The sequence below is a fragment of the Cognatundibacterium crateris genome (assembly GCF_010078235.1).
Taxonomy (GTDB): domain Bacteria; phylum Pseudomonadota; class Gammaproteobacteria; order Burkholderiales; family Burkholderiaceae_D; genus Undibacterium; species Undibacterium crateris.
Genome location: NZ_JAABOS010000007.1, coordinates 147,440 through 161,960, shown reverse-complemented (window position 1 = coordinate 161,960; position 14,521 = coordinate 147,440). Strand labels below are relative to the sequence as shown.

The window sequence follows — 14,521 nt, the reverse complement described above, 5'->3', positions numbered from 1 at the left end:
TAGCTTCAAGCCTCGCTTTATAGAATAATTTGCAGATATTCCAGATGTCCCGCAGAGTTTATAGACTGAATCTATGCTGAAGAAAATCGAAGTTTCAAAATTGCGAGTTGGTATGTTTGTTCAGGAGCTGTGTGGCTCCTGGATGGATACTCCGTTTTGGAAGAAGTCCTTTCTTTTGAGTGATATCAACGACATCCAGGAAATTCAGAAATCTAAAATCCGTGAAGCCTGGATAGACATCAGCAAAGGACTGGATGTGTTAACTGCGCAGCCCGCCGCGTCCGTGGTGCGGGCTGAACCAGAGCCCAAGCCTGAACCGCCGCCAGTGAAGTCACCACCTGCGCCTAAGGTGATTGAATCCGTTTCTATGGCCGATGAATTAGGGCGCGCGTCCCAGATCGTCAACAAATCCAAACAAGCCGTGTATTCCATGTTCAGCGAAGCCCGTATGGGTAAGGCCGTGGATATGGGCGGTGCACAGGCACTGGTTGAAGAGATTTCTGATTCCGTCATGCGTAATCCCGGTGCACTGATCGGTTTGGCGCGCCTGAAAACCAAAGACGATTACACCTATATGCATTCCATCGCGGTGTGCGCGCTGATGGTTGCCTTGTCCAAACAGCTTGGTTTGAATGATGAGCAAACCCGCGAAGCCGGGGTAGCTGGCCTGTTGCATGACATCGGCAAAATGATGGTGCCCGGCGATATTCTGAATAAGCCGGGCAAATTGACGGATGAAGAATTTGTGTCAGTGAAAGAGCATCCGGCTGCCGGTCATAAAATGCTGCTGGATGCGCAGGGCGTGAGTGCGATTTCCCTCGACGTTTGTTTGCATCATCACGAAAAAATGGATGGTACTGGCTATCCGGATCGTCTTAAAGGTGAAGAAATCAGCCTGTTTGCCCGCATGGGCGCAGTCTGTGACGTGTACGATGCGATTACCTCCAACCGCCCTTACAAGCAGGGCTGGTGTCCGGCTGAGTCGCTGCGCAAAATGGCAGAATGGAGTAAAGGCCACTTTGATGAAAAAGTATTCCAGGCCTTTGTGAAAAGCATAGGTATTTACCCGGTCGGTACCCTGGTCAGGCTGGAATCCGGTCGCCTCGGCGTCGTCGTTGAGCAACAAGTCGGCAAATCTTTGCTGATGCCCAAAGTCAGAGTGTTTTTCTCGATCAAATCGATGAGTTACATCGCGCCCGAATTGCTGGACCTGGCTGGCCCTGGTCTGCAAGACAAAATCGCTAACCGCGAAGACGCCTCCAAATGGGGGCTGAAAGACATAGACCGCTACTGGCTGGGCGACAATACAGCGCCGACCTGAAAAAATCCCGCCTGATGCGGGATTTTTTTATGGGTTTTTTATGGATTTTTGCTGAGTCTCGCAGACTGCGCAAACTCCTTCTGTGAGCGCGCTTTTTCTTCCAGTTGTTTCAACAGACTGCCACACACGACATCGCATAGCGTGTAGATCGACTCGTCGGCAATTCTGTAAAACACACTCGTTCCACGGCTTTCTTTGGCCACCAGACCGTGCTTATTCAGTATGGCTAAGTGGCGGGAAATGTTCGCGGAAGTGTAACCACAGAGCTCCGCCAATTCCCCGACATTGCGCTCCTGATTGCGTAACAGGCTCAGAATTTGCAGGCGTGTCGGTTCCGACAATGCAGCGAAATATCCTGCTACCTGGCTTAAGGCCTCTAAGCTCAACTCATCCATATCAACTTTCTATTTGGAAATTTATTGGTCACTACGCATGATTTAGCTTTCATTGTAACGCATATTTAATTCATTCTTTACTTGCGTATTTAATTAATTAGTTAAATAATGACGTTAACGAAGATACTAGTGATGAAGTAAAGAACTTATTTTGAGGTGAGGATGATGTTGATAATTTCTCGTTTGCGTTTTGCGCTTGCGACGCTGGTGTTGCCTGTGGCATGTGCTTTTGCCGCACAGGGGGAATTGGCGAGTGTGCTTGTTCAGCCAGCGGCCTCAGCCGACAATGCCAGCTTTGAAGGGGTGGTGGAATCGGTGCGTCAAACCGTGATTGCCGCACAGGTGGCTGGTGCGGTCGTTGCGCTGCCGGTCAAAGCCGGTGACAGCGTTAAGGAAGGCCAGGTCTTGCTGCGTATCGATGCACGTTCAGCGTTGCAGGGGAGTGTCGCCAGTCAGGCGCAATCAACCGCTGCACGCTCGGCGCTGGAGTTGGCTGACAAAGATCTGCAGCGTCAGAAACAGTTATTTCAAAAGCAGTTCATCAGCCAGTCTGCTCTGGAGCGGGCTGAGGCGCAATACAAGACTTTGTCCGATCAATTGAAATCCCAAATAGCCCAGGCCAATGTGGCTGATATTCAATCCGGATTTTTTGTGATCAGGGCGCCGTATGCCGGTGTGGTTTCTGAATTGCCGATAGCACTGGGTGATATGGCGATGCCAGGTAAGCCCTTGCTGACCATGTTTGATCCCAAGGGTTTGCGCGTGAGCTTTACTGTATCGCAAGCGGCAATGAATAACTATCAGGCCGGTCAGCCCATGAAGATAGAATTTCCGGGGCTGACAGCAGGTCGTCAATGGCTCACAGCGACCCAATATAAAGTATTGCCGACCATCGATGCTGCCACCCATAGCGCTACCCTGCGTATCGATTTGCCAGAGTCAGCGCAAGACATTGCTCCCGGCTTGTTTGCCAGAGTCTGGCTGCCACTAAAAGGGGGAGCGGGAAACCATTTCTATGTGCCTGCCAAGGCCATCGTCAAGCGTGGAGAAATGACGGGGCTCTACGTCATCGATAGCCAGCAGCGTGTGATTTTGCGTCAGGTCAGACTGGGTAAAACCCGCGATGGTGCGACCGAAATTCTGACGGGTATCAGTGCCGGAGAGCGCGTTGCGCTTGATCCGGCCGCTGCCGTGAGGGCAGTGCGATGAACGCCAGACTGGGTGTCTCCGGACGCATTGCCGCCTTTTTTCAGACCGCCAGAATTACCCCTTTACTGGCGCTCGCGGCATTCTTACTGGGTGTTTTTGCGATCATCGTTACGCCGCGTGAAGAAGAGCCGCAAATCAATGTGACGATGGCGAATGTATTGCTGCCTTTTCCTGGGGCTGCAGTAGCCGAGGTCGAACAAATGCTGGCGTCACCGGCGGAGCAAATGCTGTCGCAAATGCCGGGTGTTGAACACGTCACGTCCGTCTCTCGGCCGGGCATCGCTATCCTGACCGTGCAATTTAAGGTGGGCGTTGCACGTACTGAAGCCTTGGTGCATTTGTACGATACTGTGCATTCCAATGCGGACTGGTTACCTAAAAATGCAGGCGTGTTGCCACCACTGGTGAAGCCTAAGGGGATTGAGGATGTGCCTGTCCTGAGTCTCACGCTGTACAGTAAAAATCCCGATACCGGCGCCTATGATCTGGAGCGAGTCGCGCACAGCATAGAAAACGACTTGAAACGCGTACCCGGCACCCGGGGCGTGACGACTATCGGTGGTCCTGGACGTGCGGTATTGGTCGGGCTGGACCCTGTGCGTATGCAAGGTTCCGGTGTCACCCTCGCCGATATGCGCAATGCCTTGCAATCGACAAATATGGGTTTGCCTGTGGGCGAACTGCTGTCTGGTAATCAGGCGGTCGCGCTTGAGGCTGGTCCGTTCTTACGCGATGCCCGGGAAATTGCCGAGCTGGTCGTCGCTGTCCACAACGGTAAGCCCGTGTTTATGCAAGATGTCGCCACCATTAAAGATGGCCCATTACCGGCAGCACCTTATGTCTGGCATGGTGTCGCAGGAAAAAGTGGCGCTGAATATCCTGCCGTGACGATCGCGATCACCAAAAAATCGGGTGAGAACGCAATTGATGTCGCCAATGCGCTCACGACCCGCATTGAAGAATTGAAGAATACCGTCATCCCCGCCGATGTCCTGGTCGCTGAAACGCGCAACTACGGCCACACTGCGAACGATAAAGCCCAAAAACTGATACAGAAATTACTGTTCGCCACGCTGTCCGTGGTAGTGCTGGTTTTTGTTGCACTTGGTGCGCGTGAAGCGGCGATTGTTGGTGTCGCGGTGATACTGACACTGATGGTCACGCTGTTTGCTTCCTGGGCCTGGGGATTTACGCTGAACCGGGTATCGCTGTTTGCCTTGATTTTCTCGATTGGTATTCTGGTCGATGACGCGATTGTGGTGGTTGAAAACATCCATAGCCATCAGCGCCGTTTTCCAGGTAAGTCATTAAAGGAAATCATTCCCGGTGCAGTGGATGAGGTGGGTGGCCCGACGATACTGGCTACGCTGACCGTGATTGCGGCGCTGCTTCCTATGGCCTTCGTTTCGGGTTTGATGGGGCCTTATATGAGTCCCATCCCGATCAATGCGAGTATGGGGATGCTGCTGTCACTGGCGCTGGCCTTTGTAGTCACACCGTGGCTGGCCGGTATCTGGATGAAAGACCTGCATCGTACTGAAGCTGATGCAAAACCGCATGGTTTAGCCGCCAGGCTGCCCCCCTTGTTTGCACGACTGTTTCATCCTTTTTTGAATGAAGTGCATGGAAAGCGTCATCGCGACTTTCTGGGGCTGGCGGTGGCTGCATTAATCGCTTTTTCTATGCTGCTGCCAGCGACCGGTCTGGTGTTATTGAAGATGCTGCCATTCGATAATAAGTCGGAATTTCAGGTGATCGTCGATATGCCTGCCGGTACGCCGGTCGAGCAGACGGCGGCGGTGCTGCGTGAATTAGGTGCTTATCTGTCCGGCGTTCCTGAAGTGAGTGATTATCAGGCCTATGCCGGTACTGCCGCACCGATTAATTTTAACGGACTGGTCCGCCAATACTATTTGCGCACCGGTGGCGAAGTCGGTGATCTGCAAGTCAATCTGGTCGATAAGCATCAGCGCAAGGAACAAAGCCATGCCATCGCCAGCCGCTTGCGTCCGGCCTTGCAAGCGATAGGCAAGCGCTTTAATGCCAACATTAAAGTTGTAGAAGTGCCGCCTGGCCCGCCAGTTCTTGCGCCTATCGTGGCAGAAATCTATGGGCCGGAAGCAGAAGGACGTCGCCAGGTCGCCAAGGCAGTGCGGGAAGTATTCCAATCCAGTGCCGGTGTGGTCGATGTGGATGACAGCAGCATCGCATCGGCACCGCGTTGGGTGTTGCTGGTGGATAGACGCAAGGCAGCTTTACTTGGCGTATCGCAGGCCGACATCGTGACAGCTTTGCGTACGGGATTGGCGGGTGATGCAGCGACCTGGCTACATGATGAAAGCAAGTATCCCAATGCCGCCATCTTGCAACTGCCCGCAGAAAGTCATGGCGATCTGGATGGCTTATTGCAATTGTCAGTCAAAACTTCTGAAGGAAAACTGGTCGCGATACGGGAGCTGGTTACGCTGAGTCATAGCAGCCGTCAGCAACCCATTTATCACAAGGACTTAATGCCGGTGAATTATGTGACTGCCGACATGGCGGGCAAGACAGACAGTCCTTTGTATGGCCTGTTTTCTATGCGCAAAGCGATCAGCCAGATTCCTGTTCCCGGTGGCGGCGAACTGAAGGAGTATTTCATCCGCCAGCCCAATGATCCATATCGTGGCTACGCGATCAAATGGGATGGCGAATCACAAATCACCTATGAAACTTTCCGCGATATGGGCGCTGCCTACGCGATTGGTCTGATACTGATTTACTTACTGGTGGTGGCGCAGTTTGGTTCTTATTTGACGCCCCTCATCATCATGGCGCCTATCCCATTAACCATCATCGGTGTCATGCCCGGCCACGCTTTGCTGGGTGCGCAATACACAGCAACCAGCATGATAGGAATGATTGCGCTGGCCGGCATCATCGTCAGAAATTCTATTTTGCTGGTTGATTTTATTCAGCTCCAGGTGCAAACCGGCATGGCGCTCAAGGATGCAGTCGTGAATGCAGCAGCCACGCGCGCCCAACCCATCATGCTGACTGGCCTGGCCGCGATGATGGGCGCATTTTTTATTCTGGATGATCCGATTTTTAACGGTCTGGCCATCTCGCTTATTTTTGGCATTTTCATCTCGACGCTGTTAACCCTGATCGTGATTCCTCTGCTGTATTACATGGCCTATCGCGATCGCAAAGTATCTGTTACTCAACAAGGAGAAGTATCATGAACTCATGGCAAATCGTACGTATTTTCGCCGGTTTATTTATTTTGCTGTCACTGACTTTGGGCTTTCCTGACAGCCCCTGGTTTATTAACACATGGTGGCTGGCAGTGACAGCTTTTGTCGGCGTCAATTTAATGCAAAGTGGCTTTACGGAATGGTGCTTGCTGGAGTCGGTATTGCGTAAATTCGGAGTCAAAGCGGGGAATTAAAAACGACAGTGCATGGCGCTGAACAGGCAGCCATCAAAACTAAAAACCTTTCCAAAGACCGGAAATTGTATCGGGCATTGGGGAGGTTTTTGGTTTGCAGGGAATGACTAAGGGGGTGGAGATGGAATTGCGTTGGTTAGTCAGTGCTGGAGTGAAAATCATAATTTCATTATTCACTTTGAGTTAGTGGTTACTTTCTAATCTCAAGTACGGCTCGATTGACTTTTGCAAAGTCAATTCCGCTAAGGCAATTTACACGGAAATATAAATATATTTTCAAGCCTAAAAGCTATTGAAAATCGATTTTGATAGGGCTATATTTGGTGCTCAGCAAGACAAAACTGACTATATGTAGTGAGGATTGCTGTCAATGAGGAACCTTTGACAGGAGGGTTGCAGCCCTGCCTGTCAAAGTAAGAACACCTAAACAAAGTGCCCTTTTGCGAAGAATCTTAAGTGTATTTGATTGGAAGTCCATAAACAAGACATCCTTTTGATTGTTTAGGTGTGTCCTTAAATTAATTTTCTAGATTTTTTAAAGATCAAGAAGATGAAAGCTATAACGTGACCCCGTAAGTCAACTGACTTAAACAATAAAGGAAAAAAATGGCTCTACATATCAAATCAGACAACCCAACTAAACTGCTTGTCGAATTTAATTCGAGAATTAATCAAAACGATCAGAAAGGAAAAATAACCACTTGGGAACGTTCTAGGGATGGTAAGTTTTACACTCACAAAGCTGACAACTGGTCAAAAAAAGCTTGGTTTAAACCAGTTATTAAAAACGACATGCTTATATTTAATATATACGCACCACAAAATCAGCGATTAAGTACCGTGACTTATGGTTATTACCATGGCCACTTAAGTGAAACGTTATTAAATCACTTTGACTCAGCTTTTGAATATGCACTTACAACAGCACGCCCCACTGCTGGAGATCGTATTTCTTAATTCTTTATTCCATTAAGTTTAATAACCTCAAAGCACCGTCTTCTGCGCTATGGAGTCGGTGCTCGTTTCTATTTGCGAAACAATAAAATTCAAAACAAAAAATCACACAATACTTTAGTCGGAATGATTTGTAGGTTCCAATGGGGTTCATTTATTGCGCCTTAACGCGCTGCGTTTTTTTGTTTGCAGGATAAATAAAAAAACAAAAGTAAGCATCTGCCAGATGACTCATTCCCGCATGCGGCGCATCGTGATGCACCCTACCAAAGCTTAGGCATTATGGATTTACGAATGGATTGCACCTTACCGTGTACATTCAGCACAAACTCAAAGCAGTAAATCAAACACCCAATACTGATGCGCCTGCTGGCTTACTTTGTGTCTGTAGGGCGCATGAAATATAGGCCACAAGGTGGAATGAATTAGCATCGTGGTATGGCTGGGTGATGACAGCAGCAAGAAATTCTGTGTTTGTTTTATTATCTGTTGTAAGCGACACGCATACCTTGCGTAAGTCCTGATCTTGCAATGCATTAGCTCCTTTGCTACATTGCAGCCATGATAAAAACAAAAAAAATAGGTGGAAAGTTAGGGGCCAGTCTGTTTGCGCTGGTGTTTGCAGTGTTGTTTGGTGTTGGCGGCTGGGCAGTGGGTGTGTACCCAATGTTTAAGCAGTTGCAGGGTTGGTGGCGGGCTGCCGATCTGGTGGCGGTGCAGGCACATATCAACAAGCTTGAGTTGCGCGAGCACGAAGACGAATCCACAAGCTGGCAAGTCCTTGCCGAATTTGAATATCAATATAATGGCCAGACTTATCGCAGCACACGCATCAATATCGGTGGTGACAGCAGCGATAACATAGGCAGTTATCAACGCGATATCCATGCCCAATTGCGGGCGGCGCGCAATCAGGATCAACGCGTCACACTCTGGCTAGACCCGCAAGAGCCTGCCTATGCCGTCTATGACCGGCAAATACGCTACAAGCGCCTATTATTCCTGATCCCTTTCGCCACTCTGTTTCCTTTGATCAGCCTGGGTGCCTGGTGGGCACTCTGGGCAATCTGGTTCAAGCCTGATAAAGAGGTAGCAGATGTTGCCGCTGCAGGTGCTGGCGCTGATGCCGGATCAGCGCTCACGTCAGGCCATACGCTGTCCGGTAAGCTGGAAATACAGCCCGACAGTAGTGGGGCAGAGCTGGGTTTTTTTGCGATCTTCTGGAGTTTGTTGACCTTCCCCTTGTCCATTCTGGCGGTATCAGATGGTGGCAGCAAAATGCGCTTTTTGGTACTGCTGTTCCCGCTGATAGGTGTGCTGTTGCTCTGGCTGTCTTTACGTCTCGCTTTTCTACGCTGGCGCGTGGGGGAGACCAGTCTGTTCATGGCGCAGCAGCCATGTACCGGTGTTAAGGATTTGTGCATGCGCCTGTGCTTCAAACTGCCCTTGGGGCAGCGCATGCAAAGCGCAGGGACATATTACCCTGTGAAGGCCGAAGTGCTATGCGTGCTTGAAGACCGGCGCGGAGAAGACACCAGTAGCAAGACCCTGTGGTCGCAAGCATTGAACACCATACAGATATTGCATGGTGCGCAGAGTATGGATATGAAAATCCGCTTACCCAAAGACATGCCGGCAAGCGGCTTGCTGGATCACAAAGATGTGGAAGTGATCTGGAAATTGCAGATCAAGGTGTTGGGGGCAGACATTGAGTTTGTCCTGCCTGTGCAAGCCGGCACAGGGCTGGGGCGAAAAAAAACACTTAGCGACTTGATGGCAGTCCAGCCAGACCGCAGCATCTATGAGTTACCTAAGGCAACGACGCAGCCAGACCGCAGCATCTATGAATTACCTAAGGCCAGGGCGCAGGCAGATAAGCAAACACCTAAGGGCTTATGGGCCTATGTCTTCCTCTTTTGCATGGTGGCGCTATCTGCTTACCTGATGATTGATCATGGAGACGATGAGGCGAGTGCTACCCGTGCCGAAGCCCGCGCCGTGATTCCGGAAGAGACAGAAACCCTGGCGCAATTGCAGGCCAGGCTTCATGCTGGCGCCGATGTCAATAGCCGGGACAGTGAAGGCCGCAGCCTGCTCATGCAAGCGGCAGACGAAAACAATCTGGACAAGGTGCACTACCTGTTACAACAAGGGGCGCAAGCCGATCTGGCGACACCTCTTGATGCAGATGGCAATGGCGGGCGCAGTGCCGTGTTTGCTGCGATAAATAATGATGCTGCAGACATATTGCAGGCCCTCGCCGATGCAGGTGCAGATTTGCAAAAACCCGCCAACAAGGTGTGGACGCCGATGCACTATGCCAGCTATCGCGGTGCAATGAAAAGTCTGCGTTTTCTGCATGAACGTGGCCTGCCTGTTGACGAACGCTTTGCCGGTGAGCGTGGTTCAACACCGCTGATGGTCGCTGCACAATACCAGCAGTTATCTGTCATTGCCTTTTTGCTGCAAGCAGGCGCTGACCGCAATAAGAAAGACCTGTATGGCGAAGATGCCTGTGGCTATGCACGTTACTTCAAACAGGCGATGGCATCCAAGGCGCTGGAATGCCCATGAATTCAAGTAAATCAAAACGCCAGGGTCGTAAGGTGTAGCTAGTAGGGTGCTAATAGCCAGTGTAGCGAGTGCAGGGCGCATCGCGATGCGCCCTGCAAAAGCCGGTTTTTCTTACACCTTACCGTGTAAATTCAGCGCAAACTCAATGTAGTAAATCAAACACCCAGTAATCATGCGCCTTCTGGCTTACTTTGCTCTTGAAAGGCGCATGAAAACCAGGTGAGGACCGTAAGCCGTGATGACTTGCAGGGTGCAAAGGTCTTCAACTATTGCGCCGTATGAGGCAGGGGATTGCACCATAACGCACTGCGGCTAATACCGCCATGCGGCGCATCGCAATAGGCTCTGCTGCCTCTTGCTGCCTATTGCTGCCTATTGCTGCGTTTTAAGCGCAACGCCCATACTTTATTTCAGGTCCCGGGAGAAAATCCCGAGACCCAAGTTTTCACATACCAGTCTGTAAGCGCAGTGTCTTGACCGGCTGGAGTCCATCAAGGTAGCGATCAGCCGTTAAAGTGGCATTCAGTGTGCTGTTTAAATTGGTCTTGGCGTACCACGGTGAGGAGGTATTTCCGCCATCGCTGTAGCGCACTTCCATTGGGCGGTTATATAAGGATACTGAAACCAGTTTTGCATTGGGTTTTACGGGAATATTCACTCCCCAATAAACAAAACTGTCTCCGTTCAGAGGATCTGTTCCGCGTGCGCTTTGCATGATAAGAGCATAGGTATGTGTTCCGTCATCAAAGTCTGCACGCACGACGAAATCAGAGCCCCACCAGAAAAGAGCGGCATTCGCTTTGATCGCAGCGAAATCCGTCGCATTGGTAGGATCAACCACGCGTGGTAATCCGCCGCGATACTTGAGTGGAGCAAGAATAGTAGTGACCTCAGGATTTGTGTTACTGAATGCACCCCATAGCGTGTAGACCGGAACATCCCATTGTTGGGGGTAATTTATCTGTGCGCTCATCGTATCCTGGGGCTTGTCGATGTAGCGTGCGGATGTACTATCCCAGCGTTGGAAAGTCGATGGCTTACCATTCGTGCCTGGCTTGAAATTGTCGCGGCCACCCGTAGTTTTGAACAAGAATTTGGGGTTGGCGTTACCCGTTTGGTCGCGAGGCGAAGCCACGTTGCCGCTATAGCTTTGTGATGCGCCGTTGAAGTAGCGCGCCACAAACATACCTGAATAGTCACTCGCGAAATCAAAGGTTTCTCCGGCAGGGACGCAGGCGTTTCCGTTGCGTTGCATCGGTTCCTGGCGCTCTTTGCCAGTCTGGGTGCACACAGGATTGATAAAGGGATTCGCTTGTAAGGGATCGAAAGCCCAGGAATTACCAAACCCACCTCCATTGGCTTGCCCGTCTGCGCGCACATACTGCCCGGAATAGGGATGAATAGAGTCTGTATTTGCGGCGGCCCGGCTATACAGGTTATCGCCCCAATGCGGCTGATCAAATGCGTGGCCGAACTCATGGTTAAAGGTCAGGCCATAGTCGTCACCTGAGCCTACGTGCCCGCCCGCCAGGCCTCCGCCAACCCTGCTTTTTACGCCAAGGGTTCCATACCAGTGTGTGGCCGAACCTAATCCATTGGCAGTTTGTATCGTGCCTGTCAGCAGTCTCACAGAAGAAAGGACAGCGAACCCACTCCATTGAACGCAGGTACCTGCTGTCGCCTGTGAGCTGCTACAAGCTGGTGCCCGGTCCGCAATCAGAGCAGGCGATTTGATGGTTGTGCCGTTGCTGCTACGACCATCTTCGCGAGGCCCGATTGGTAACTGGTTCATGGAAACCGTCAGTGGAAAGGCGCTGTGGTTGATGGCCGTCAGTGGTAAGCGGGCGGCATATTCTTTACCAAAGTTTGCAGGGAGCGGCGTGGCTTGCGTATCTCCCCAAAGTAGCCAGTCCATGGTCACGAAGCTCAGTACAGGTGCTGGTCCAATTTTGAGTTCGCTGCTGGAAATTGCCTGGCTTGCTCCTCCGGCTTGTACCAGTAATTGCAGACCAGGGACGACCCAGGCGGCAGGAATGTTGCCGACAAAACTGGTCGCCATGCTTGGCACCGAATCGTCTACGCTCGCAGCCAAGGTAGATGGGCCGCCCAGGCAAACACTGCCCACTTCCTTGCCATCGACTTTTGCCGTGACGCGCACCTCCGGGGCTTTACCATTTCCAGTCACGCTGACTCTTATTGCGGTGTCTCGCTCAGCGCTAAGGTAGAAGAACGGGTGGGTGGTTTCCAGAAGCACGGTCTGCGCAAATTGAACCCGCTGAATGGCTGCGCTTGCATTCGCAGTGGAATTGCAACTGATGTTAGAAATAGCCGGCGCCTGATATTGCTGAAAGCTGAATCCTGACAGGGCAGGTGAAGGCGCTGGCGCTGAGTTGTTTCCATCACTGCTGGTACCACCACCGCCACCACCACCGCCACCACCACAAGCGACTAAAGCATTCAAAAGCAATGTCATTAAAGTTAAATTTTTTAGTTTCATATAAGGCTCTTTTGTGTTAACTGGGTAAAGCATCTCAAGAGATCAACGCTCAATGACTCAAACCATGCAAAATTATTCCTGATGAGGAGCTTCAAAACTAATGCCAAGAGTACTCGCTGTAACCAGCTGGTCAATTGTACTAAAGGGCAATTAGGGGATGTATCGCTTGGTGACATCGCAGGGCCAGGATGTATGACTTGTCAGCTTCAATTGGTATCGAACTTGATTAGCATAAACGGGTTTGTCGCTTTAGCGAACTTGAGCTACCCATTCAATTTAGTCTGCCATCGCTGACGTAAAACTGCCATTAACAGGGAATGCGACTCCCGCAGGAATTTAGACCGAAAGTGGGAATAAATTGTAGGACACAATGGTGTACATCGCTTGCGCCGTATGAGGTGCTGGATTGCAGCATAAAGCCTTAAATTTTAGATATAACCCAAAGCCGAAAATCAAACACCCAGTAATCATGCGCCTGCTGGCTTATTTTGCTCTTGTAAGGCGCATGAAATATGGGTGAAGCTGTAAGACGTAATGACTTGCAGGCTGCAATGGCCTTCATCTGTTGCACCATTTGAAGTGGTGGATTGCACCTCGTTGCGTTACGATTGCAGCCTTGGTCTAAGGCTCGTCGATTCAGCCAAATTGGAGTCAGGATTTGATGCGTGCTTTTGCTAAGTACAATTAATTAACCATGCGAATGACGAAAGTAAACAGATGAGTTTTATTGTTCAGATTATTGATGCAGCCTTACCAGGCGTGTGAGCTTTCCCTGAAATTTAGTCTGCCACAGGTGACGTAAAATTACCGTTACTTTGGGAAGACAGGAAATAAAAAAAATACTGAAACAGACTTATACGACCTAGTTCAAAGAGTTGGCCGTTCAGCGCGTCACCAATGGGGAATCCGTCTCGACCGTGGTGAAGGAGCTGGGTCTGGCTGACCAGACGTTGCGTAACTGGATCAAGGCAGCCGCACAAGGCAAACTCACAGGTGCAGGTAGTAAAGTGGTCACGCCCGAAGCGATGGAACTCTCCCGGTTACGAGCCGAGAATGCCAGACTGAAGCGGGAGAACGAAATTATAAAAAAGGCGGCGTACTTTGCAAAGGACATTCTGTGAAGTACGCCTGGATAGATGTCAATAGCAAGACCTATGCGTTGACCGAAATGTGGAGCGTGCTTGACGTCAGTATCAGCGGCTATCGCGCCTGGAAGCGCGGCGGTCGCCCCGACCGAAAACGGCTGACGGACGTGCAAATGCTGGCGCTTATCCGTGCCATTCATGTTGAACTCAAAGGCGCTTACGGTAGTCCGCGCATGGTGCGTGAGCTGCGGCGGCGCGGCTTTACGGCTGGCAAAGAACGGGTTGAGCGACTGATGCGTGAGTACGGTCTGCGCGCGCGACATAAGCGGCGCTACAAGGTCACGACAGACTCGAAACATGATCTGCTGGACAGGAATTTTGCGCCAGCCGCGCCCAATCAAGTCTGGACCTCGGACATCACCTATTTGTGGACGGACGAAGGCTGGCTGTACCTGGCGATTGTGCTGGATCTGTTTAACCGGGAAGTCATAGGCTGGTCGCTCAAGCCGCGCATGACGAGCGATATCGTGACAGATGCATTGACCATGGTCTGGTTTCGCCGCCGACCGGAAGCTGGTGTCATGCATCATTCGGATCGCGGCAGCTAATATGCCAGCCATGCCTTTCAGGGCAAGCTCAAGGAATTCGGCATGACGTGCTCTATGAGCCGCAAAGGAAATTGCCGGGAGTCGGAGCACTGCTCAGACGCGCCGACTGAAAGCTGGTTTAACAGCTTCAAGAACGAGCGTTACCATGGTTTGCGTTACGCTAGTCATGCTGAAATGAAGGCTGCCAGCTTCGAATACATTGAAGTCTTTTATAATCGAACCCGTCAGCATTCAACGCTAGGCTACCGGTCTCCAATTCAGTATCTCGATCACTGGAGAAGCGAGCAAAATCAGAAAAAGCTGGCCGCATGAAATTCATCTGATGGCAGACGAAATATCGAGGGAACCTCAAAGTGTCAATGGACTGTGTTTTTTTTGCGAAATTTAGAAAAATTCATGTCGTGGAAAACTCACATTCCCATGCAAATTTTTAGCTGAGCGTATTTGT

At 50.8% G+C, this 14,521-nt stretch carries 8 protein-coding genes and 1 pseudogene; 7 read left to right on the top strand and 2 right to left on the bottom strand.

The features are described from left to right. The first annotated feature begins 73 nt into the window (after positions 1 to 73). Complete coding sequence (locus EYB48_RS13980) at positions 74 to 1,321, top strand: HD-GYP domain-containing protein (protein WP_162020980.1); 1,248 nt, start codon at positions 74 to 76, stop codon at positions 1,319 to 1,321. Between the two features lie 38 nt (positions 1,322 to 1,359). Here the strand turns inward: EYB48_RS13980 and EYB48_RS13975 are convergent, their stop codons facing one another. Then, the gene (locus EYB48_RS13975) at positions 1,360 to 1,716 is read right to left on the bottom strand and encodes an ArsR/SmtB family transcription factor (protein ID WP_162020979.1); all 357 of its coding nucleotides are present in this window, start codon (positions 1,714 to 1,716) and stop codon (positions 1,360 to 1,362) included. Between the two features lie 165 nt (positions 1,717 to 1,881). On the opposite strand from EYB48_RS13975, the gene EYB48_RS13970 reads away from it, so the two are divergent. From EYB48_RS13970 to EYB48_RS13950, 5 genes are all read left to right on the top strand, one after another. Next, positions 1,882 to 2,925: an efflux RND transporter periplasmic adaptor subunit gene (locus EYB48_RS13970; RefSeq protein WP_162020978.1), complete on the top strand. Its 1,044-nt coding sequence runs from the start codon at positions 1,882 to 1,884 to the stop codon at positions 2,923 to 2,925. After that, the gene (locus EYB48_RS13965; protein WP_162020977.1) at positions 2,922 to 6,149 is read left to right on the top strand and encodes an efflux RND transporter permease subunit; all 3,228 of its coding nucleotides are present in this window, start codon (positions 2,922 to 2,924) and stop codon (positions 6,147 to 6,149) included. The genes EYB48_RS13970 and EYB48_RS13965 overlap by 4 nt, the downstream gene beginning before the upstream one ends. Next, positions 6,146 to 6,355: a YgaP family membrane protein gene (locus tag EYB48_RS13960; protein WP_162020976.1), complete on the top strand. Its 210-nt coding sequence runs from the start codon at positions 6,146 to 6,148 to the stop codon at positions 6,353 to 6,355. The genes EYB48_RS13965 and EYB48_RS13960 overlap by 4 nt, the downstream gene beginning before the upstream one ends. A 606-nt stretch (positions 6,356 to 6,961) precedes the next feature. Next, positions 6,962 to 7,312, top strand: a complete 351-nt coding sequence (locus EYB48_RS13955; protein WP_162020975.1) for a hypothetical protein — start codon at positions 6,962 to 6,964, stop codon at positions 7,310 to 7,312. Between the two features lie 558 nt (positions 7,313 to 7,870). Next, positions 7,871 to 9,883 (top strand): ankyrin repeat domain-containing protein, encoded by a 2,013-nt coding sequence (locus tag EYB48_RS13950; RefSeq protein WP_162020974.1) that lies wholly within the window; start codon positions 7,871 to 7,873, stop codon positions 9,881 to 9,883. Between the two features lie 445 nt (positions 9,884 to 10,328). On the opposite strand, the gene EYB48_RS13945 is transcribed toward EYB48_RS13950, so the two are convergent. Further along, a complete protein-coding gene (locus EYB48_RS13945; RefSeq protein ID WP_162020973.1) occupies positions 10,329 to 12,380 on the bottom strand; it encodes a M66 family metalloprotease in 2,052 nt (683 codons plus the stop codon). 875 nt (positions 12,381 to 13,255) lie between these two features. On the opposite strand from EYB48_RS13945, the pseudogene EYB48_RS13940 reads away from it, so the two are divergent. Then, positions 13,256 to 14,385, top strand: a pseudogene (locus EYB48_RS13940) (IS3 family transposase). Positions 14,386 to 14,521: the final 136 nt, after the last annotated feature.